This is a genomic window from uncultured Chloroflexus sp. (assembly GCF_937951745.1).
In the GTDB taxonomy this organism is placed as follows: domain Bacteria; phylum Chloroflexota; class Chloroflexia; order Chloroflexales; family Chloroflexaceae; genus Chloroflexus.
The window spans coordinates 13116-35238 of the sequence record NZ_CALFBQ010000068.1; the positions used below are offsets into that span (position 1 = coordinate 13116).

General features: G+C 60.5%; 11 protein-coding genes and 1 riboswitch. Of the genes, 3 read left to right on the top strand and 8 right to left on the bottom strand.

Annotation, left to right across the window (positions count from 1 at the left end; translation table 11 throughout):
• Nucleotides 1–72: 72 nt before the first annotated feature.
• The 8 genes from Q1A59_RS15245 to Q1A59_RS15280 all read right to left on the bottom strand — a co-directional run bounded on the left by Q1A59_RS15245 (nt 73) and on the right by Q1A59_RS15280 (nt 18809).
• Nucleotides 73–2547: a DUF2298 domain-containing protein gene (locus Q1A59_RS15245; RefSeq protein ID WP_298482769.1), complete on the bottom strand. Its 2475-nt coding sequence runs from the start codon at nt 2545–2547 to the stop codon at nt 73–75.
• Nucleotides 2544–10022 (bottom strand): DUF2298 domain-containing protein, encoded by a 7479-nt coding sequence (locus tag Q1A59_RS15250; protein WP_298402452.1) that lies wholly within the window; start codon nt 10020–10022, stop codon nt 2544–2546. Before Q1A59_RS15250 ends, Q1A59_RS15245 begins: the two co-directional genes overlap by 4 nt.
• A 93-nt stretch (nt 10023–10115) precedes the next feature.
• Nucleotides 10116–10367, bottom strand: a complete 252-nt coding sequence (locus Q1A59_RS15255; RefSeq protein WP_298402450.1) for a (2Fe-2S) ferredoxin domain-containing protein — start codon at nt 10365–10367, stop codon at nt 10116–10118.
• Nucleotides 10368–10642: 275 nt separating this feature from the next.
• On the bottom strand, nt 10643–11491 hold the full coding sequence (locus Q1A59_RS15260) for a 2-oxoacid:ferredoxin oxidoreductase subunit beta (RefSeq protein WP_298402448.1): 849 nt from the start codon (nt 11489–11491) through the stop codon (nt 10643–10645).
• A 74-nt stretch (nt 11492–11565) separates the two neighbouring features.
• Complete coding sequence (locus Q1A59_RS15265; RefSeq protein WP_298402446.1) at nt 11566–13302, bottom strand: 2-oxoacid:acceptor oxidoreductase subunit alpha; 1737 nt, start codon at nt 13300–13302, stop codon at nt 11566–11568.
• 361 nt (nt 13303–13663) lie between these two features.
• On the bottom strand, nt 13664–17896 hold the full coding sequence (locus tag Q1A59_RS15270; protein ID WP_298402445.1) for a bifunctional RecB family nuclease/DEAD/DEAH box helicase: 4233 nt from the start codon (nt 17894–17896) through the stop codon (nt 13664–13666).
• Nucleotides 17880–18383 carry a YcxB family protein gene (locus Q1A59_RS15275; protein ID WP_298402444.1) on the bottom strand — a complete coding sequence of 168 codons (504 nt, stop codon included), beginning with the start codon at nt 18381–18383 and terminating at the stop codon, nt 17880–17882. Before Q1A59_RS15275 ends, Q1A59_RS15270 begins: the two co-directional genes overlap by 17 nt.
• Before the next feature lie 12 nt (nt 18384–18395).
• Entirely contained in the window at nt 18396–18809 is a 414-nt protein-coding gene (locus tag Q1A59_RS15280) for an ATP-binding protein (protein WP_298402443.1), read from the bottom strand.
• Nucleotides 18810–18922: 113 nt separating this feature from the next.
• Between Q1A59_RS15280 and Q1A59_RS15285 the strand changes: the two genes are divergently transcribed.
• The 3 genes from Q1A59_RS15285 to Q1A59_RS15295 all read left to right on the top strand — a co-directional run.
• Nucleotides 18923–19969 (top strand): [LysW]-lysine hydrolase, encoded by a 1047-nt coding sequence (locus Q1A59_RS15285; protein WP_298402442.1) that lies wholly within the window; start codon nt 18923–18925, stop codon nt 19967–19969.
• A gap of 179 nt (nt 19970–20148) precedes the next feature.
• Nucleotides 20149–20290, top strand: a riboswitch (cobalamin riboswitch).
• 145 nt (nt 20291–20435) lie between these two features.
• Complete coding sequence (locus tag Q1A59_RS15290) at nt 20436–21497, top strand: prenyltransferase/squalene oxidase repeat-containing protein (protein WP_298402441.1); 1062 nt, start codon at nt 20436–20438, stop codon at nt 21495–21497.
• 46 nt (nt 21498–21543) lie between these two features.
• On the top strand, nt 21544–22123 hold a 580-nt coding region (locus tag Q1A59_RS15295; RefSeq protein WP_299645205.1), incomplete at its 3' end, for a hypothetical protein.

Here is a 22123-nt window from a genome sequence, read left to right on the forward strand (position 1 = left end):
GTGCTGTAGCGATGCGATTCATCGCTCGGCCTTACGTTACCGGTACAGAGGCGCGAGCGAGAGTGAGGGATGCTATCGCCTTACCCGATAGATCACCACTTCGTCTTGAGCAAAAACAACCTCACCGATCTGTGCGAGCGCAGCTAGCCCTTCTGGCGGGTATTGTTCACGTTCAAGCGCACCAACATAAATGTAGTCGATCCCGTATTTATCGACTAAGGCTCGGATTCGATCTCGATCACCGCTGCGGTAGATTGCATCAACGGCCACACAACGCGGGCCGAGTTCGGCCAGCGCTGCCGGGTCGCCGCCGCGCCACTGCATTTCGTGGCCCACCCAACCCAGCACAGTGGCATGCCCGCTCGCTGCCGCCACCCCGCCGAAGCCTTGCCAGTTGTACGAGCCGCCGCAACGCGGTGGTTCGCTGCCGGCCACAACTGCGGCGTCATTCTCTACCGCCGCTGCTTCAAGTACCACGCTGCCCGCCGGTACGTTATAGCGCAACCACGCCAGCGAGGCTAAGCCGGCGGCGGTTTGCTCGCGGGGGGTATAGCCATTGAGGCCGCGCAACGGCCCGCGGCTGATGTCACGGGTGACGATGAAGGGGTACACTAGCGCGCCGGCCAGCAAGAGAGCTGTGCCGGCACTGATCAGGCTCGCCGCTAGCCGCCGCCAACCCGTCGCCTGCGCCCATACCCACCACAGCCCGACTGGGGCCAGCCCGCCCCAGATCAGCCAGACCTGATAGTAAAACTTAAAGACGGTATTCATTCGGGAGGAAAGCCCCTCGAACACGTCACGGATGTAGACGATCTCAACCCCAAACAAGATGGCGCTACCCAACGCCACGAGCAGCAACCCGAAGCGGAAACCGGGTTCGGCGGCATTGAGTGCCTGCCAGCTTGCCCACAGCGTGATACCGGCCAGCGCCAGCAACGGAAAATTAATCAGCAGACCAACAGTGAGGAGGATGAGCGGCAGCCACAGCACCCAGCGCGGCATTGCTAAGCCGGCTAACGATTCGTTCTCTGGTGAGCGGTAAAGATAGCTGCCGGCGATGATCGGTAGCGCCATCAGGCCGAAGATGATCATAAACTCGTGCCAGCCGCTGCGTTCGCCGAGGTAGATACCAATGATACTAGTTAGCCGACTAAGAATTGGCAGGTCAATCCACGGCGTCGCCCCACCTACCGGCGAGCGAAAGGTGAGGTGAAACGGCAGAAAGAGGGCAAAAGCCAGCACCGCCACAATCACCGCTTCGCGCAGCCATGCCCGCCATGGAAACGCAGCACCGTCGCGCCGGCAAGCCAGCGCCAACCCGCCCCAGTAGAGCAGCAGATAGGTGGGCAGATCCCAACTGTTGATCGCATACAAGCTACCGAGGATCACCCCGTGCAAAGCGCGCAACAGCCAGCCAGATCGTCCGGCAGGGAACAGCGCACCATTGATAGGCAGGGAAGCTCCGCTACTCTGCGCCGCTACCGCTAGCGCCAACCCCATCGCCAGTGTCGCGAAGGGCAGCGCCATCACGTGCGGGTGCATGTCGCCGAGGCGAAAGCTGAAGAAGGGGAATTCGGTGATAGTGTAACGCCGCTCGCTGCGCGGCGGATCCCCAGCGACGCGATAGCTGTCCCAGAGCGAGCGCGATGGCCACCACCAGTTGAAGTCGTTCCATGTATCAGCCCGCCGCCATCCGTCAACCGTGCCAAAATCGTAAGTTGCGGTTTGGGCCGGGTAGGGTAAGGTGATGAAGGTCTCGCCACGCAGGGCCTGCCCGAGTGCAGCAAGGAGCTGACGGTCATCGAGCACTACCGCCCGTTCATCGCCAACGATCACTTGGATCGCGCCAGATTGATTGCCGGCTAACAAAATAATCGCAGCGCCGAGCACACCCAGCGCACTGCGGATCAAGGCTGGCGGCGGGCGATGCAACAAGCCGAGCAGGGCGTTGATCACACCAAACGCGCCTTGTGCGGTCATCGCGGCCAGCAGCGCTAACGCGAGGTTGTAGGCAGTTGCCGGCGGCAAGCCGCTGAGCATAGCCGGGATGGCCATGAGCAAGTAGCCGAAGTAGTAGTAGTTGATACTGTAGCCGGATAACCACGGGTCGTTGGGCGGGAAGAAGCCGCTGCGCTGGATCGCGTTGAAGAAAGCGAAGTCCATGGGGCGTTCGGTGCCCCACGGGGTGGGGTCGTGGGCACGCAGCCAGACCACGCCGAGCAAGGTGGTCAGAAAGATCGCTTCGCCGGCCAGCGTTGGGCCAAGTGGCGGCAGCCGTCGTTGCTCGCTGCGCCAAAGCCAGAGCCAGCCGCTGCCGGCAATGATCGCCAGACAGATGACGATCAGCGGTGCTTCAAAACGGCCGAGTCCTAACATTGCTAACAGCCATGCTAGAAAGCCGGTGAACAGCAACCCCAGCGGGCGAGCAAAGGCAGCACCGGCTCCCGGCAGATGGCCGAAAAGGCGCGCAGTTGCCGGCCAGCCCGCCAGCCCGAAGATAAGACCAATCACCCACCAGATCAAGACTTCGCCGGCAACCGCGCTCATGGTTGCCCTCCGTTCAGGTTCGCCAGCATGCGCTGTGCTTCTCCGGCCCACGGCCCGTCAGGGGCAAGCTGCAGGTAGCGCTGTAAGGCGTCTTTGGCGAGTGTGGTCTGGTTACGCAACAAAAAGACACGGGCCAATTGGAAATAAGGATCAGGCAACGCCGGGTCAATACTCATCGCTTGGCCTAACGCAAGCTCGGCCTTATCAAGTCTTCCCCAGTCGATCAACGCCGTCGCGAGTTTGTTATAGTTACCTGCCGTTGGGCTAGCCCGGGCCGCAGCAAGGTACGCCTGCTCCGCTTCATCATACCGACCGGCATCGGCCAAAATATCACCCCATAGGTGATGCAGCCCGACATCATCGGGATTCGCAGCCGCTGCAGTAGCTAAGATTTGAGCCGCCTCGAACAATCGTCCCTGTTTGCGATAGGCTTCGGCCAGCCCAAAGGCTAGCGGCGCGTTGGTAGGTTGCGCAGCGACGGCGACCTCAAGCTCGGACAGATCGACCGCTGGTTCGTTAGGTGGTGGTGGCGGCGGTTGGGCCGCCGCCGGCATTTCCGCGCGCAACAGCCGGTAGCTGTCAGGCAAGGGCCGCACTTGATAGATCGCAACGCCATCTTGCTCGTAGACCGGACGCAGGTAGCGGTCGCGCAAGACGGTGAACTTTTCCATACCCTGTGGGTAGAAGGCGCGCTCGACACTGCCGATATAGACATAATCGACATTGTAGCGAGCCAAAATCCGCAACGCCGTTTCGGGATCGTTGGTGGTAAAGAAGGTCTCAATATCGCGCACGCGCCGTCTGGTTACCACCGGATCGCGCTGCTCATCGGCGTGGAGGGCACTGATGACAGTAGGCAAGCCGGTGGCCGCCGCGACACGAATGCCGTAGGCGCGGTAAAACCAGAGGCTCGATTGGGCGACGATCGGCGTACCGTTGATCTGCTGGTTAAGCCAGCGAATTGCCGCCGCGTCGCCACGCAGATCGACGTGTACCATCGTCGTACCCGGCGCACATCCACCAAATGCGTTGCAGTCATAGGTGAAGCTGGCCTGTTCCATAAACGCCATACCATCGAGCGTAGGGCCGGTTTCTATCGGGAAGCGGGTCACGAGCCGCGAAGGCACGGCGACCGGCACGTAGCTAGCTGCGATCAATGCGGGAATGGCAATAACGGCGAGCGCTGCGGCGGTTGCTGGTTGGCCGCCGCGATGATTAAGCCACACGAGCATGCGTGGCAAGAGACCGGCAGCGGCTAGCCCCAGCAGCACCCAAACGTGCAAGCCGAACTTAAAGACGGTGTTCATCCGGTACCAGTCGCTGCCATCGAGATGATCACGGATATAGACCACTTCGACACCGAGCGAGATGGCCCATGCTAGCCATGCCAGCAGCAGCGCGTACCATGCCGGTGCGCCGGCAGCCCGCCGTGCCAGTAGCAAGGTAGTCATCGCCAGCAGCGCCAATAGGCTGATCCGCAGTGCCCATTCAGGCAGCGCCGCGCTGACGATGAGCACGATGCCAGTTCCGCTCAGCAGCAGTGTCCACGACTGTGCCGGCAGATGCCGGCGCCAGCGTTGCAACGCCGCGCCAAGGATCACCGGTATGACGATGGTTAGCGGCAGACCATAGAGCAAGATGTAGTCGAGTGGCAGGGTGACGTGGCTTGTTACCAGCCCGATCCCACCCACCATCGGCCAATAGCGGTCGAAGAAGGGAGCAAAGAGCGCGAGTGATCCGATCCCTAGCCCAATCGCTTTCGCCGCAGCCAACGTGATCACCGGCCAGCGCCAACCAGCACGCCGCACTGCGCCGGCAATGATGGTGATCCCAACCAGCAACCCGTAGGTTGGGAAATCCCACGAGTTGGTGACGGCCAGTGTGCCGAGGGTCAGCGCACTCAGCGCCCAGATCGTGCGCCCTTTGCCAAAGATCAATTGCCACGCGCAAGCGATCGCTAACAGCGAGAGCGGCAATGCGATCAGGTGCGGGTGCAGATCGGCGTAGAGGAAGCTAAAGAGCGGAAACTCGTTGATCGTGTACGGAATGACCCGGCTCGGCCCGACAAACCAATCGCCGAGCAGGCCGACATTACCGCTGAGCAGCAGACGTAAACCGTTAGCGCCTTGCGACCATCCCGCTGCGATCAGGCTGGTGAGATTGCCGGCCAGCCCGATCAAGGCCAGCGCAACCAACCCGTACCGTCGCCGCTCACCCAACCGCGTCCCTAGTTCATACGCACCAGCCAGCAACATGCCGAAGAGAGTGGCCAGCGCCAGATTGAAGCCGATCGCCGGATCGAGACCGAGCAGCTTGATCGGCAGCGACATCAGATAGAGACCGTAATAGTAATAGTTGATGTAGCCGTTGCTGTAGAACGGGTCGTAAGGCGGCATGATCGGGCTGCGCAAGATGGCGTTGAGGAATCCTTGCTCCATGGGCTTTTCACCGCCCCAAATCGGATGCCACAGATCGGGATTAAGCGCGCGAATGACGGTCATCGCCGCAAAACCGGCCAAAAAGATGACTTCTCCGGGAACGACTGCGCGCCATGCAACCCGGTCAGGCCGCACACCGCGCATCCAGAGCGCAAGCGTGATCCCGGCCATTACTGACAGTCCGCCAATGATACCTACGGTATCGTAACGCCAGAGACCCAGACTCGTCGGCAGCCAGATGGCATAACCGAGCATGATCAAACCAACGGGCCGCGCCCACGCCAACCCGGTTCGACCGAGCGCGGCATACGCTGGCAGCACGCCAAGGCCGGCGATCAGATACCAGACCAGTAGCCATGCCACGACTCCCAGCCATTGTTGTTCGCTCAGCAACGTATTCCAACCCAACCGGCCCGTTGCCGGCAGCTCTTGCACCGGTTGCACCAATTCGAGGGCGGGGATGGTGCGCACGCTCGGTGGGCGGATCGGCAGGTCGTTCGTGAGCATGCGCGGTTGGCCGGGAGTGCGCAGCCGGTAAATCACGCTCTCGCCTTGCCGGAAGACGATATCGGCGTCGCCGCGGTTGGCCAGCGTAGCGAACTTGGCCAGTCCTTCGGCACGATAGAGTTGCCGTTCAACGCCGCCAATATAGATGTATTCAACGCCGTAGCGCCGGAGCGCCGCCAATGCGGTGTCGGGATCAGGCGTATTGTAGATAGTGGCAATGATCTGCTGTCGGTAATGAATCACTGCTCTAGCGTTGACCGCGTTGCGCTGCTGAATCTGGTGCCATTCCCAGCCGAGCAGGGTGGGCATGCCGGTGAAGGTGGCGATCCGACCAGCCCACTGGTATGAGGGTTGGTGGGCTTCGAGGATGATCGGCGTGCCACGTGCATTGCGACGCAGCCAATCAATCGCCGCCGCGTCTTCATCAAGCGAGTAGGGAGCGCCAGCGCGGGCCACCGTGATGTTGGTAAAGAAGGCCATGCCGTCGAGTGTGCGCGGCGCCGCCGGATCCCAACGGTCGGCGATACGGGCAGGCGTAGCCGTGATAGGGTAGACCAACCCGGCTGCGAGCAGCACTCCCACAAAGGCTCGCACTGTCCAGCTCGTTTGGCGCGGTAGCCGGTTCGTTGCCGCCCACAGCCACGGCAGGGCTGTTGCCGTCGCCAATGCCAGCAATATCCACGCATGCAGCCCAAACTTAAAGACGGTGTTCATACGGCCTACGTCGCCCCGCACGACGATCACCTCAACCATTGCCCACAGCCCAATCCCGCTAAAAGCGAACAGCACAGGGACGACGATGACCAGCGGGCGCGAGCGCAGTTGCCATGCGATCCAACCAGCCACCCCCAGCACGGCGAGGAGCGGGATGATGGCCGGCCAATCGAGCGTCCATGCCACCAGCAGCACTGCCAGCAGCCCAATGACGAACAACAGATGAATACCGCGCCGCCATGCCCACAGCCCGATCATAGCCAACCACATTGCCAGCCAATGACCGCCGATTTGCAGCAGTTGGCTGGTAGTGGTGCGTTCAGCGGCTACGACCGTCTCGAGCAGGGTCAGGCCCGGCCCACGCCAGAGGTCAATCCCACTCGACTCAGTGGCGAAGTTGGCGATAAACGGCGCAAAGAACAGATTACCGAGCAGTGCCGGGGTCATCGCCACAGCCAGCGCCGCTGTGACGGTAGCTGGCCAACCACGTCCCGCCCGCCGCCAGCGCCGTCCGGTGGCCAACGCCAGCAGCAACCCCGCCAACCCAATGAAGGTGGGGTAATCCCACGTGTTGGTGGCCCGGATCGCGCCCGCCACCACCCCCATTAGCCCAATCAGCCACCACTGCCGCGCCGCACCCTTGCCCATCCATGCCAGCGCCAGACCCAGCGCAGCGAGGCTGAGCGGCATAACGATCATATGGGCATGGAGATCGGCGAAGAGGAAGGTAAAGAAAGGAAACTCGTTGATAGTACCCGGCGTAATCCGGGTTGCGTCCCAGAAGGCCCACTCGTAGCGCCCTTTCGTGGCTTGCTCGGCGGCATAACCGCTAAGGAACCAGCCGGCCTGCGCCAAATTGCCGAGCAGGAGCATCAAGCCGGGAGCTAGTGATCCGGCCACGAGCGCTGTTCGTTCACGGCGAGCGGATGGCACGCGCGCGGCGAGGAGGTTATAGACGATGCCAAACGCGCCCAAGGCGGTGAGGGCAAAGATCGTCGCCACGCCAAGGTTATAGCCCACTGCCGGTGCGATTCCGCTGAGATGGATTAACGCGCCGACCAGCACAAACCCGAAGTAGTAGTAGTTCATGTAGCCACCGGCATGCCATGGATCGAGCGGCGGGAAGGCAGCGCTGCGCAAGACGGCATTGAGATAGGCGAAATCCATCGGCTTTTCACCGCCGCGCGCCGGATGCCAGAGGTCAGGGTTGAACCAGCGCAAGGTGAGGCCAAGCAACAAAAACCCGATGAAGAGCAATTCAGCGACGAACAACGCCATAAAACGCTCTTGCCAGAGTTGGCGCAGCGACTCGCGAGCGCGCCAGCCAACCACTGCTCCTATCCCCAACACCACCAGCCCGATCGTCCAGAGAGTGGCCGGCGCAAAGGGGGCAAGGCGCAGGCTACCGGCCAGCCATGCAAGGTAGGCGACCAGCAACAGGCCTATGATCTTGGCCAGCGTGAAACCACGGTCGGGCAACCCGCGCAGACGCGGCCCGATCACGGCGAACACTGCCAATCCAAGCGCCTCTAGCCAGAGTACCCACAGCACCGGCGCGAAGGGACTGGTACCGAGCCACGACCACCACTCACCGCCGGCAGCGTACTGCGGCCAGACACTCTCGGAAAAGCGGAGCGCAGTTGGGTTACGGTCGGCAATCTGCAGCGGCGACTTGTAGACCTCGCCCCATTCGACATCGTTGGTTATGAGGCGTTCGGCGCGTTCACGACTGTACAGCGGTGTCTTACGAAAGATCAACACTCGCGGGTGGTCGTAGACGCTAAATGCCTCTTCAGCCATCCAGTCGGGAATACGAATACCAAGAATCGTTGGGTAGGAAGTGATCTCTGCCGCCAGCTCGAAGCCTAGCTCGCCGGTGAAGAGGCTGTGGTAATACCGCATCAGCGCCGGGTAGCGCATGCGCAAGCGCGAGGTGCTATCGTAGACGCGGTTGCTGGTCAGAGTAATGTAATCGGCCCGGTCAAGCTGATCGAGGAAGCCGGGTTCGCCGCCGCTGCCAAAATACTTAGCCGGCTCATCTTCAGCGTAAGGCGATGAGTCGATGCCAAAGAAGGTAATATTCCACGCGGCAATCGACGTAGCTTGCAGTGGCAACGGGTCATCCCAGCGTTCTGAAATCACATAGCTACCGGGCGAGGCGTGCTCGGCCAGCCATTGGGCCGCTTGCACCCGCGAGTGAGGGACGGTATAGATGCGTGAGAAGGCGTAGGCCCAAGCCGCAGTTGCGATCAGTACCGCTGGCAGCGCCAGCCGGGCCGCCCATGCCAGCCCGCGCCCTAGGCGGGCGCGCCACGCCTGTAGTCCTTGGGTGGATAGTCGCGTCGTTGAGGTGGTATACAACCAGCGCCGGCCCCAGCGTGCTGCCGTTATCAGCGCCCATGCCGCCAGCACGATTAATGCGCCGTAGATCGGCAACAGGTAACGCATCGTGATCGCAAACTGGTTACCCTGCCACGCGAAGTAGAAAGCGACCCAAGCCCACAAGACCCACGCCGGATGCCATGGCCGGCCAACGACAGGTGACGGTTGGAGCGCCCACTGCCAACCGTACCGGGCATAACGGGCGGCAAAGAGCAGCCAGCCGCCCCACGCCGCCAATCCTAACAGCGGCCCCATCCCCCACAGTACCATATTGCTCCATGGAAAGAGGTAGGCTGGGCGACCTACCCATTGCTGGCCCGGCGGAAAATCATATTCGCCCGTCACCAATGCCCGCACTGTGGTGAGATTGTCGCGAAAACGCGGGTCGAGTCGGACATCAAGGAAGCCAGCGCCATGCAAGATCGAAGGCCCCTCGATCAGCGGCGAATCGGCGCGCGAGCCGATGAACGCGTCGGGGGCAAGGGTGCGGAAGCTCAGCATGGTGAGGGCACCGGCCATGATCAGCAGCCAGATCTCGCGGTGGAAGAAGCGGTCGAAGACGGCTGGCCACGGTTGCCCGCGCAGCGCGCGTTGGGCGGCAATCAGCGCCGCGACAATCGCCAAGCCGCCGATGGTTGCCATCGTAATTCGGTTGGCCATCGCCGCACCAATACTAAGACCGAGCGCGCCGTACACCGCAAAGCCGCCACCTTGCACTGCTCGTACCGTCCAGTAGAGTGCAAGTAAGCAGAAGAAGGTCGAAAAAGCCGGATCGACAAAGAAATGGCTCTGCTGGATATGCATCACTGTCAGCGCGGCAAACAGCGCAGCGAGCAGCCCAACGCGCCGGCCAAACAACCGGCGCCCAATCAGGTAGACGAGCAGAACGCTACCGAGATCGAACAGCACCGTCAGTCCGCGCCCAACCTTCACAATCTCGCCATAACTCGTGAGATTGACGCCTGTCGGATTCAGCCATGGCAGCAGGAGCGTGAGGCGCGGCCAGTTCCGTTCAGGATTTGGCACAGGCGGGCCATAATCGGTACGCCGTTCGTTCGGTGCAGTTGGATCGGCACCGACGCGCGGCGGCCCCTTCAGAGAGAGTACCTGTGCTGGCAGTGCATCGGCTGGGGTCAGCATCACCGCCACGACACGGGTCAACATGATAGGAATCGGCCCGTACACATAGAGCGGAAACTGTTCGTAACTGCGCGGGTTGAACGGTGAGCGGCTCGAGTCGTAGAATTCGCCAAGATCGCTTGGTAGACGAACCGTTGAGGCAACGTAAGTAAAGAACCGTTCGTCGGGATGCTGGCCGGTGCCGGAATCCCAACCAAACAAGTTGAGGGCACGGAAATAGAGCGCCAACAGTAAAATAGCCGCCAGCCCAAGGCGGGCGACCCATGCACGGTGTCGAATCAGAGCCTGTCGCACAGCGATTCTCACGAATGTGTTGCCAACCCGATGGTGTTTGAATGAACGTGCGAGCGTGATGGGTTTACAGACATCACGCGATGCGCGCTAGCATTATACACCGGTATCACTGAGCAAGGCGACGAGAGCGCTGATCTGGTGCGGAGTAAGACGATGCCAGCGCCTGCCGCCGGGTTGCACGAGCAGGTTCGGCCCGCGTTGGCAACGGTCTTGGCAACCACTGGTAATACATTCTACTTTTCCTACCAAACCGGCTTGCCAGAGGGCTTGTTCCAGCGCGGCGTACACATCGGTAGCGCCCCGGCTGCGGCAATGAGGCCCCATACAGAGATAAAGACGAGGCATAGGAGTGTCGCATAAACAGCGTGTCATGTAAGCCGTCACCATGATACACGCTCGTGCTCTTATGTTCTTGCGCGGTGGCGAACCTGTGTTGTCATTGCGAGGGGACGTAGCGCCTGAAGCAATCTCCGGCTAAAGCGAGAGCCATGCCTGAGCGGGTGGCATCCGGGCTTGCGGGGAATCGCGTCGCCACGCAGGGCCATGCGCAGCATTGCCCCTCTGCAACTCACAACGACAAGGGGCGGGCCGTTCCCCGCCCCTTGCGCCTGCTTACAGCATTACGCCCGGAACCGGTTCAAATAGGCTTGGGTATCGAACGGCTTAGGCGTTGGGCGCGGCAACGGTTCGAGCGGTGGGCGGCGGTAGAAGATGCCGAGCGGCAGCCGTTCGCTCTCAACTGCGTAGTGCATCGCCGCATCGAGGTCGGATGGGTCGTGCGTATCGGGCAGGTTGTAGACCAGTTCCTTATACAGCTTGTAGGTGTCGTAGAAGGTGACGCACGGGCTGAGCACGTGAATAAAGGCGAAGCCGCGATGGTCAAGGCCGGCCTTGATCAGCTCGGCTAACTGCTTTGGCTGGCTAGAGAAGCCACGAGCCACGAACGACGCGCCGCTAGAGAGCACGATAGCCAGCGGATGCAATGGTTGGGCTGACTGGCCATAAGGAGTGCTCTTGGTGACATGGCCGCGCGGCGAGGTCGGCGAGGTTTGGCCCTTGGTTAAACCGTAAATCGCGTTGTCCATCACCACCACGGTGATATCGAGATCGCGTCGCGCCGCATGGGGCAGATGGCCTAAGCCGATGCTAAAGAAGTCGCCATCGCCGCCGACAGCCATCACTGTCAGATCAGGACGAGCGACTTTCAAGCCAATAGCTGCTGGCAAGGCCCGACCATGAACCGTATGCAGGCCGTATGTTTGCAAGAAACCGGGCAAACGCGAGCTACAGCCAATGCCGGAAACAACGGCCAAATCCTTCGGATTGATCTGCGCAGCAGCCAATGCTTGTTGGATAGCAGCCAATACGCCGTAATCACCGCAACCCGGGCACCAGATCGGTTTCAGATCGCTGCGATAATCAGACGGTTTGTAAATAACAGGCGATGAAGTGATTGGTACGGCTGTCATAGGTGTGACCTTGTTGATCTGATATTGTTGAGGCAAGGCGATGTGTTACCCATACAGAATGCGGCAAAGCCCAATTAAACCAGCACTGGCTCGGCTAGGCCGTACAGAGCGTGAATCTGGCGCAGAATCTCAAGCCGCGAGAATGGCATGCCGGTATACTTGGTCAACGAGCGTACCTTAATGCCGAGTTCAGCCTGCAAGAGCTTGGCAAACTGGCCTTGGAAATTGACTTCCGGCACCAACACGATCTCAACCTGCTCGAGAAACTCATTGATCGCGTCAACCGGCAGCGGTGAGAGCATCTGCACTTGCAGCAGCGCCACCGGCAAATCCTCTTGACCGGCCAGATAAACTGCACCACGAGCGGGACCGGCGGTAGTACCCCAGCAAATAATCCCAACCTTAGCCCGCTCAGCGCCGAAACGGCGCACATATTCGCGTGATTGCTGCAACGGCGCCAATTTACCCCACCGCTTCTCAGTCATCTGAGTATGAGTAGCCGGCGTATAATCGGGGTTGCCGAACTCATTATGTTCGAGACCGGTCGCCGTGTACTGGGCATAGGCCACACCGGGAGCAACCATCGGCGAGACCAGATTAGCGGTCAGCTCGTAGCGGCGATACTGTTTGGGAGCTAACGCACCCGCGGGCCGCAACCGGTCGATACGCGGATACTTGCTCAGATCAAACGGCTCAACTGTCTCGGTACGGAACGAGAGCGAATAGTCGCTCAGCACGATCACCGGTGTTTGATATTGTTCAGCCAGATTAAAGGCCCAAACCGTCAGATGGAAACACTCGGCGACACTGGCCGGCGCCAGCACAATGCGCGGGCTATCGCCGTGGCCGCCGTGGAGGGCGATATTCAGGTCTGACTGCTCCATCTTGGTCGGCAAACCGGTGCTCGGGCCGCCGCGCTGCGCATCAACGATCACTACCGGAATCTCGGCCATGCTAGCGTAGCCAATCGCCTCGCTCATCAGCGACAACCCCGGCCCGGAGGTAGCAGTCATGGCGCGCTTGCCACCATACGATGCGCCGATGCACGCCATAATTGACGCAATCTCATCTTCGGCCTGCATATAGCCGCCGCCGATCTGGGGCAACATTGCCGCCATGCCTTCCATAATGTCAGAGGCAGGAGTGATTGGATAGCCGGCAAAGAATTCGACCCCGGCATGCAATGCGCCGGCCACAATCGCCTGATTGCCGGTCATTACGTAGCGGTCGTGTTCGCCGGTCGATTCCATCCAGAACGGATCGCGTTTTTCAAGCTGGTGGGCATACTCAATACCGGCCCGCAGCGCGGCTAGATTCGACTCGAGCAGATCGGCTTTCTTGCCTAGCTTGGCCCGCACAATATCTTCGAGTTTATTCAACCCCAAACCAAACAGCGCCGCTACCAAACCGAGCGCAGCCACATTCTTGCCGCGCCGGTTGCCGGCGGCTTGCGCAATTTGGCCAATTGGGGCCGGGTACGCGATGCCGGTAAACTCGGCAGGGAGGTCAAGCTCTTCGGGATCGTAGAGTAAAACGGCATTGGGGGCCATATCGGCGTGGTGGAGATCCCACGCTTCGCGGTTAAAGGCGAACAGCACATCAACCGCATCACCCATCGAACGGACTGGGCTGTTGGAAGCGCGCACCTGAAACATCACCGGCCCGCCCTTTATTTCAGCCGGAGTGGTGCGGAAGGTGAAGACGTGGAGGCCAGAGCGAGCAGCCGCTTGTGCTAGCATCTCGCCAGTCGCGCTGCTGCCATCGCCGCTTTCACCGGCGACGCGGATGACGACATCTTCTTTCTGGATCATATGGCGACCTCGCCGTTCTTCATTGTGTTGCGTCAGTCTCGGCGCAGCACTGACAAGGAAGTTATTAACCTAATCATAACACCGCTGATCAGCCACTGCAATGACTTTTTGCTTGTGATAAACAGTGCGATGATTGTGCAAATATGTTGCGGGCAGGAATATGGTAGGGGCGCAGCGGTGCTGCGCCCCACCACTAAAACCCAACCCCAGACACTGTGGTCATACGTTATGTATTGTCCCCTCACCCTACCCCGCTCCCCAGTGGGGAGCGGGGGGAAGGAAAACGACGCTCGCTCTCTTCAGGGCAAAGGTTGGGAGAAATAGGTCAGCGAACGAATGGAGAGCAGGGTACATCGTACCTTCACCTCTCCTCTGCTCCTGCTCCCTGAAGGTTCCCCCACACCTCGACGGCAATACCATCACGTTCACCCTGCCAGAGCAGCACGCGGCAGGTGTCACGCAGCAGCCGTTTCCACAGTTGCGCGTGCTGAAAGATCTCTTCGTCGGTGGCGAAGAGCTGGAAGACGGTGCGGGCGGCGATTAAGATCAGCTTGTGGCGCGCGCGGCTGAGAGCAACATTGAGCCGGCGCGGATCGAGCAAGAAGCCGCTGGCGGCGCGCAGGTAGTCGGGGTCGCTCTCGGTGGCCGAGACGATGATCACGTCGCGTTCATCGCCTTGGAAGCGCTCGACGGTATCGACGGTCGCGCCATCGTGCTCGATCAAGAGCGCCTGCATAATCTCAGGCAGTTTTTCGCGCAGCGTCAGCCGTTGGGCGCGGTGCGGCACGACGATACCGATGCCGGTGGCGGCATCGAGGCCAAGCTGTCCAACTAATGTCTCGATCAGTGGCCGAATGAGGCTCGCCTCGAAGGGGTTGCTGTCTTGGCTCTGCGCCTCGTCGTGGACGATAACTACCAGTGGATGGTTGGGATGGAGCGCAGCAGCAACCATAGGGTCAGCAATCTGGGCGACAGCCAGAGTGGTGACACGGCGCGAAAAGTAGGGAATACCGTCTTGTTCGTAGATGACGCGGCGCAGAAACGCGGCCAGATCGCGGTGCAGGCGGAAGCTCTCGACCAACCGCGCCAGCGGCGGCGGTGGATCAAGGTTGAGCAGGGTCTCGAACAGCGAGGCATAGACGCGGTAGGCTTGGAAGGTGCGCCGACGCTCACCACGCCATTCGTGCTGCACAATCGGCGGCATCTGCCGGTGATCGCCGACGACAATCAGCCTCCCCTCGGCTTTGAGGCCCAATGCCGCCATACAGGCTTCAGGTAAGTTCATCTGCGATGCTTCATCGAGCAGCAGCAGATCGGCAAAGGGTTCGGTGTGGTAGCACTGCTCGCGCCGCAGCAACGACGCCACTGCAAACGGTGTGGCAGCGACGAAGCAGGCCGATGTATCAATGATCGGGCTGATGCTGTCGATGACCTGCACAGCCGACGATGGTTCGGCATTCTGCCTAGGACGAACTCGAAAAAGGGGTATGGTCAGCAGTCGTTCATCAAAATAGGCAGCGAACAGTTCAGGGCGTTGGTCGCGCACGATGGCAAGCTTTGCTTGCACCTCGCCAATCTTGCGCAAAAGCACATCGGTGGCAGCATGCGTCTTACAACTGAGCAATACGCGGCAGGGTTGGCCGGCAGCCAGCAAGCCTTGCATGCGGGCCAGCAGGGCAAAGGCCGACGTGTAGCTCTTGCCGGTGCCGGGCGGGCCTTGCACCAGCAAGGTGGGAGCATCGCCATAGTTGGCAATGTAATCCATCTGGTGCTCATCAAAGGGGTGCAACACACCAGCCTCGGCCAACACACGCAACCCCGCGACGAACTGGTCGTGCCCAGTTTGCGCCGTTTCCGGCAACGCGACCCGCACCCCGGCGGGATCGTTCAAGCGCACGTAGAGCGCATTGACTGCCCCTTTCTGCAATTCCCGCACTACCTCCATACAGCGCTGGCCATAGATGTCGTTGGGATCGGCCTCGATCGTATACAGCTCGCCGGCTTGCGGCCAACGCCAATTGCTGTTGAAGGTGAACCGTCGATCGCCTGTGCTATAGCGATGTTCAGGCTTCAGCAACACCCGTCCGTCTGCTTCAATCGCAACCAGCGTCGCCCGTGGCTGATAGAGCAGTTGGCGAACCGTGGTGGTGAACGGTTCGCGCTGGTCGGGTGGCAACCGTTCATCAACGCTCCAGCGCGGCGCGAGAATGACCTTATCGCCGGGCGAGAGACTAGTCAAGCGCAGTGTTGTTGCGAGATCGCACTCAACACCGCTGAGATCAATCCGCAGACACAGCGGCACATCAGGCAGCGGCAGCGGCTCGACCTGCTTTTTCTGCTCGGCCTTCAACCGCACCCCTTTCCGGCCACCGGTCAATTCAGCCTTCAACGCCTGCCGGCGCTCGTTTTCGGCCAGCGTCTCGAGCAAGGCCGGGTCTTGATCTTCCAACTCGTAGCGCACAATCAGGCTAGTACCGGCCAGTACCCGCTGTTCGGGCGGCGGCAGATGCTGCTGCCCCCATGTCACCAGCGCCACGTACCGCTCGAGCAACAGAAATTCGGCCAGCGCATCGGCCAAAGTATGCGCCCGTCGTGAGTAGTTGACAATGCACGAGAGATCAAACGCCGGTTTGGTTGTGCGCGGATTGCGCGGTACTTGATCGACCAGCAGTGCGATGGCATGTAGCCGCTTCTCGACAAAGTTGATGACATCTTGCCGCTTGACTCGCCGGTAATCAACCAAATCGTCATTGCCGTGACCGGGTGGCGGCGGTAATGCATCCCACGCTGCATACACATATTCAAGAGGTATCTGATTGTTGAAGCGTACCCGTCGGGTATACCAGCCCAAATCTTTGTCATTACCGAGATCATCGAACACGCGCCGGTAGAAGAGCCGGCGATACTCGCCCCAATCAAACCGCTGCATGTACGCCAAGCGCGCCAACGAGTCGTAGGCGAGCGGGTCGTTGCGGAACCGACGGCGCTCGCTGATTAGCACCGTTACCATCGGCGCTTCAAAACCGGCGCTCTGCGCCGCCAGATCGTAGAGTGGGGTCGAGCCAAAGACTTGAGGGTGGCGGGCCAGCCCGTCGAGCAGGTTTTGCAAACTGAACGAATCGGGCACGATTAGATGGATAGGCGCTTGCCGAGTCTCATCAGCCACCGCAACAATCGCCTGCAAGAGTTCATTGATCCATTCTTCCAGCAACTTCCCTTCATCGGCTGGCAACTGCGGCGGTTGGTCGAGTAATTTGATCAGTGTCCGTTCCTGAGAGGGGACACCGTTTCTATACCCAACCACCAGCGCACCGAGCAACACTAGCATGCCCTTCGTATGGTCGTAAAGCGGGTCAAGATAGACGGCGATCAGGTTGGGATGGAAATCGGCGCTTACAGCAGGCAACGAGCTATGGCCTTTGTAGGGCAGATAAGCGGTAGCTGTGAGCCGATCGCCACGCCAGCGGCGAAACGCGCGGGCGCGGTGAATCAACTCATCGAGACGCGGGGCCAATATGGGATGGCTGTGCAGTTGGTTAATCAATGGACGGTGGCTGTCCGGCGTGATCAACCGCTCGCCATCGAACTCTTTGAGCAGAGCCAGTTGGTTCGTGGTGGTAATACCGTGCGCGCGTAAAGCTGCCTTCTCCGGCTCGGTGAGCGACGGGATAAGTGAGAGGTCATCGTGGGTGGCAGCCCAGCGCATACACACTTCGTTATAGAGGCAGCCATCGCACTTAGCAGTGAGATGAAATGGCAACTCGGCAAACGGCGCAGTGGCGGTAGTCGCCAAAATCGATGTCGACCCATCGAGCAGGGTCTCAATCTCGGCGAGGTAAGGGGCAGGATCGGCAATCAGCTCAAGCTGAGCAATCGTCACACCGAGGAGATCAGATGCCTGCTGGCGCTCATTGGCCACCCGCCGCTGTTCAGCAGGGGTATGCTGCGGTGATGGTGTCTCACCGCGATAGAGCACGCCAAGCCGGATGGAAGCCAGCGTCACGCCGGCATCGCCCGTTATCTGTTCGAGCAGACGTTGGTAACAGGCCAACTGCAAGCGGTGCTCGATCTTGGCTGCCGCCGAACTTTTGGTGTCAATAATGATCGCATGGCAAGCGCCGGCATCATCGCAGGATAGCAACAGCAGATCGACATCGCCGCTCATCTCCCAGCCGTACACGCGCGCGGCTAAGCGGGGTTGAAACAGCACGTGGGTCGTGTTGGGCGTCAGATGCCGCAACTGGTCAATAACGATATGATTGTGATTAGACAGCAAAAAGTTGGGAACACCCTGTTGCCGGCGCTGCGCGCAGTGAATCGCCTGCGGAAACCGCTTGCGCACCTGCGCCTCGATCTCCTGCTCAAACTGGCGCCCAGCGATGGTCAGCATCGGCGGGAGGGGCTGAAGCGACATACCGTAGCGGGGCAGCCAACTCAGCTCCTTCCGGCGTTCGTGCAGGCGCAAGCGCAGATAGCGCCGGCACTGATCGAGCCGCAGGTACTGGGCTAGATCGGTGGGAGAAATCGCCTGCGGTTGGGCCGAGTCAAGCGCCAACGGCGGTAAGCGCTCATCTATCTCATGCTGCTGGCTCATCGAACACCCCCGGCTCTGGCTTGGGCTCGATCCGGTTGCGCAGCATGCGCTCGAAAGCGCCTACTTGGCGGGGGCCAATCGCGCGGGCCGAGATGAGCAACACCTGCCCATTGATCAGTTGCAGCTCGTAAACACCGCCAAGCTTGCGCCACGCGCGCACCTTCGACCATGGAATCTCGCTGCGCCCGCTGCGTGCGCTGACGATCAACGTCTCGCGTCCCAATTCGTAACGAGTTGGCTGGTAAATCGGTAGATCGCAGTTGCGGCTCTGGCGGTAGATCAGGACAAAACCGGTGATGGCGTAGACCAGAAACGGAATCCAGCCGCCGATCAGGGCTGGCGCTTGCGGGATGCTCGGATCGTAGATCACGAATGCGGTCAAGATAGCGGCGACAAACGCAAACACGTAGAAAATCGGCCGGCGAAAATAACGGCTCAGTGCATGGCGCGTAAACTCGCGCTGGCTAATAGTGCTCTCGATAATCATGGCCAGTTACCGCTAAAAAGCATTCCACTTCACCAGTATTAATTCATTTCCACCCTGAGGCAATACTCGATATTGTAAATCATCGAGCAGATGGCGCGACAAAAACAACCCCAACCCGCCGGCGCGTTGCTGGCCGCGCCCGATCAGATTGCGCGGCAGCGGCACATTGAGCGGGTTGAAGGCCGGCGCGGCATCGCAAATGCGCACACACAGCATATCACCGTCGTTCCAGACATCGACCCAAATGGGGCCAGCTTGGCCGCCATAGCCGTAGGTAATCGCATTGGAAATCAGCTCATTAGCCGCATACACAACATCGTCGATACTATCCCGGCGAGCGCCGATATTGCTGGCCGCATCAGTGATGAAACGCCGGATCTGTTTAAGGCTGCGTAGGTCGGCGTTAAAGACGAATGATGCGGACATATTATCTCCAGTATAGGTGGGGATTCGGCAAATATATCGTGCATGATACCATAGGGTGAGGAAGTAGTGAGTAACAATACCTCTGTTAGGTTATCGCTGAGGAGAGTTTGATAATGCATGAAGCGGTTGAATTTCTCATTCGCCTCTTGCGCACGCCATCGTTATCGGGCCACGAAGCGGCGGCGGTGCAGGTGATGGTCGAGCAGATGGCGGCTTTTGGCTGGGAAGCATTCGTTGATGAGTCGGGCAGCGCGGTTGGGCATGTGGGCACAAGTGGGCCGCTGGTGGTGTTGCTCGGCCATATTGATACTGTGCCGGGCGAGGTGCCGGTGCGGATCGAGGATGGTAAACTGTACGGACGAGGCGCGGTTGATGCCAAAGGGCCGCTGGCAACGTTTGTGTGGGCGGCGCGGCGGGCCGAATTGGCCGGCACGCTTAACTGTCGGCTGGCGATCATCGGTGCAACCGAGGAAGAGGCGGCCAGTTCGCGCGGCGCACATGCCGCCCGTGACCGGTATCGTCCGGCATTCTGCGTGATCGGCGAGCCAAGCGGTTGGGATCGGATCACGCTGGGGTATAAAGGACGCTTGCTGACGCACTACCGGTATCAGCAGCCGGCTGCCCACAGCGCTGGTGAACAGCGTGCCGCACCTGAGCAGATGGTTGATTTTTGGCGTGCAGTTGAACAACATTGTCAGCATGTGAATGCGGGGCGTGAGCGACTGTTCGAGCAGTTGATCCCCTCGTTGCGCCGCGTGAGCAGTGGCAGCGACGGAATCAGTGAATGGGTAGAAGCGACTGTTGGTCTGCGCCTCCCACCCGGCATTGATCCGCACGAGTTAGCCGAGACCGTGCGCAGGCTGGCCGGCCCGGCAGAGGTAGGATTTGAAGGGGCCTGTCCCGCCTTCCAAAGCTCACGCACCACGCCGCTGGCCAGCGCCTTTGTGCGTGCTATCCGCCAACACGGCGGTCAACCGGCCTTCTTGCACAAAACCGGCACTGCCGATATGAACGTGGTCGGGCCGGTGTGGCAATGCCCGATCGTCGCCTACGGGCCGGGCGACTCGCGCCTTGACCACACCCCCGACGAGCACGTCGAGCTGGCTGAATACGAGCGGGCGATTGCGGTGTTGGCCGAGGTGCTGGCGCAATTGCGGTGATGGGGAGGGAGTTAGGGAGATGGGGAAAGATTGACAATCCCGACTCCCTACTCCTTGCCTACAAACGGGCAAGCCGCTTGTAGCGAGAGGGTAGTAGGGAGATTGCCAAGCTCTACTCCATTGACGCACGGTAGCAATTATGGTACTATCGCCGCAATTGAATATAAGTAATTGCGGGGTAGCAACCCCGCCAGCAGGGAGCCCGGAGGAAGCGAAGGGCTTAATTGGGGGAAGTCCGGTCAAAGGCCGGCGCAGTCCACGCTACTGTAGGTCGCCATCGGCGACGAGCCAGAATGCCCGTCCCTGCTTGTTCGCTATCACACCCGCGCTGGAAAGGGGGTGAGGCGCGCGCAAGATTGGCGTTCTTTCTTGCCTTCGCACCCTTCCACAGCCGTGGAAGGGGTTTTTGTTGTCGGGGCAATAGATCTGTTGGATTGTGATGTTTTGTTGAACGAAAGGGATCTGCATGATGCGCCGGGTTTTTGCACTATTCCTTGCCACGGTGTTGAGTATCGCCGCTTGGCTGCCGGTCGCTGCGCAGGGCACGGCGGTCGAATCGGCGCTGAAATGGGTCGCCAGTCAACAGCAAGCCGACGGGAGCTTTGCCGGTTTTGGGCCGGGTGACACAGCCGACGCGATCGTCGCTTTCGTAGCTGGTGGTCAGCAACCGTCGGCCAATGCCGTGACCTACCTCGCCGGGCAGGCAGCCACCTACGGCACCTCATCAGCCGGTGCGACGGCCAAACTGATATTGGCCGCCGTCGCCGCTCAGAGCGATCCGCTCAACTTCGGCGGGGTCAATCTAGCCCAACAGCTTGGTTCAACGTACAACGCAACGACCGGTCAGTACGGTAGCGATGTGTACGGTCATGCGCTCGCATTATTAGCGATCAAGGCAATGGGTGTGCAACCGCCAGCGGCGGCGATTGACCGGCTGATCGCGCTGCAATTGCGCGACGGCGGCTGGAGCTTTGATGGCACGGCGGCAACCGGTAGCGATACGAACACCACGGCGTTGGCAGTGATGGCGCTGGCTGGCCGGGCCCGCGCCGCTGATGCGCTGAACGCGGCGCGGGCTTACCTGCGCGGCCAGCAAAACCCTGATGGCGGCTTCCCCTACTCGCAGACATCGCCGTTTGGCAATGCCAGCGATGCTAACTCGACGGCAGCGGTGACGATGGCCATCATTGCCCTCGGCGAAGATCCCAGCGGCGCAGCGTGGAAGCAAAGCGACGCGACGCCACTCAGTGCGTTGGCCGCCTTCCAAAACAGCAGCGGTGCGTTCCGCTATCAAAATGCGATGCCCGATGATAATGCGCTCGCGACCTATCAGGCTATTCCGGCGCTGGTCGGGAAGGCATTGCCGGTGGCGACGACCTCGATCCCAGCAGCGCAGAGCCTGATTGCGCCGGCGACTACGCTGCCGCGCACTGCTGGCGAAGCACAGCCGCTATTGCCGCTGCTGGCGCTGGCTGGCTTGCTGGCGTTGGCGGCAGGGCAAGCGTTGCGGCGGACGCAGGTAGGATAATGAGAAGATAGCTTGCAGGGCACAGCGCTGCTGTGCCCATACAGCGATGAAGCGAATTTTTCAACTTGTTGGCTTAATCGCGATCGCGCTTCTCTCTGGCGTGGCTGCCGCGCAACCGGCGGTTAACCGCGCCGGAGTAGTCGTGCGGTTTGGCAATGGCGAAGTTGTTACTGCGTGCGTCGAGTTTAGTGAGCCGTCGATCAGCGGATTAGAGCTGCTCGAACGTAGTGGCCTGCCGGTCATTAGCCAGCAAAGCAGCATTGGCGCAGCGGTATGCAAAATTGGGCGCGAAGGGTGTGATTATCCGGCCACCAGTTGTTTCTGTGCTCGCGATCAGCAGGGTCGGGCGGTGTATTGGGCCTTCTACCGGCGCGAAGCGGGTGGGTGGCGCTACTCTAACCTCGGTGCGAGTAGCGTGCGGGTGAGCGATGGCGATCTGCACGGGTGGGCATGGGGGCCGGGTGATGCCAGTGGCGGGGCGGTTCCGCCTCATCTGGAACTCGCCGATGTATGCCGGAGTGAAGCGGCGGAAGCGGCGACTATAGCGCCGACAGCAACGGCAGCACCTACCACAACGCCACCGCCGGCGGCGACGGCAGCACCCACCGCAACGGCAGCACCTACCA

Excerpts from the sequence above, each read along its gene's own strand:
- Q1A59_RS15245 (WP_298482769.1), bottom strand. The coding sequence starts at position 2,547 with ATGAGCGCGGTTGCCGGCGAAGTCTTGATCTGGTGGGTGATTGGTCTT.
- Q1A59_RS15255 (WP_298402450.1), bottom strand. The coding sequence starts at position 10,367 with ATGCCTCGTCTTTATCTCTGTATGGGGCCTCATTGCCGCAGCCGGGGC.
- Q1A59_RS15260 (WP_298402448.1), bottom strand. The coding sequence starts at position 11,491 with ATGACAGCCGTACCAATCACTTCATCGCCTGTTATTTACAAACCGTCT.
- Q1A59_RS15265 (WP_298402446.1), bottom strand. The coding sequence starts at position 13,302 with ATGATCCAGAAAGAAGATGTCGTCATCCGCGTCGCCGGTGAAAGCGGC.
- Q1A59_RS15270 (WP_298402445.1), bottom strand. The coding sequence starts at position 17,896 with ATGAGCCAGCAGCATGAGATAGATGAGCGCTTACCGCCGTTGGCGCTT.
- Q1A59_RS15275 (WP_298402444.1), bottom strand. The coding sequence starts at position 18,383 with ATGATTATCGAGAGCACTATTAGCCAGCGCGAGTTTACGCGCCATGCA.
- Q1A59_RS15280 (WP_298402443.1), bottom strand. The coding sequence starts at position 18,809 with ATGTCCGCATCATTCGTCTTTAACGCCGACCTACGCAGCCTTAAACAG.
- Q1A59_RS15285 (WP_298402442.1), top strand. The coding sequence starts at position 18,923 with ATGCATGAAGCGGTTGAATTTCTCATTCGCCTCTTGCGCACGCCATCG.
- Q1A59_RS15290 (WP_298402441.1), top strand. The coding sequence starts at position 20,436 with ATGATGCGCCGGGTTTTTGCACTATTCCTTGCCACGGTGTTGAGTATC.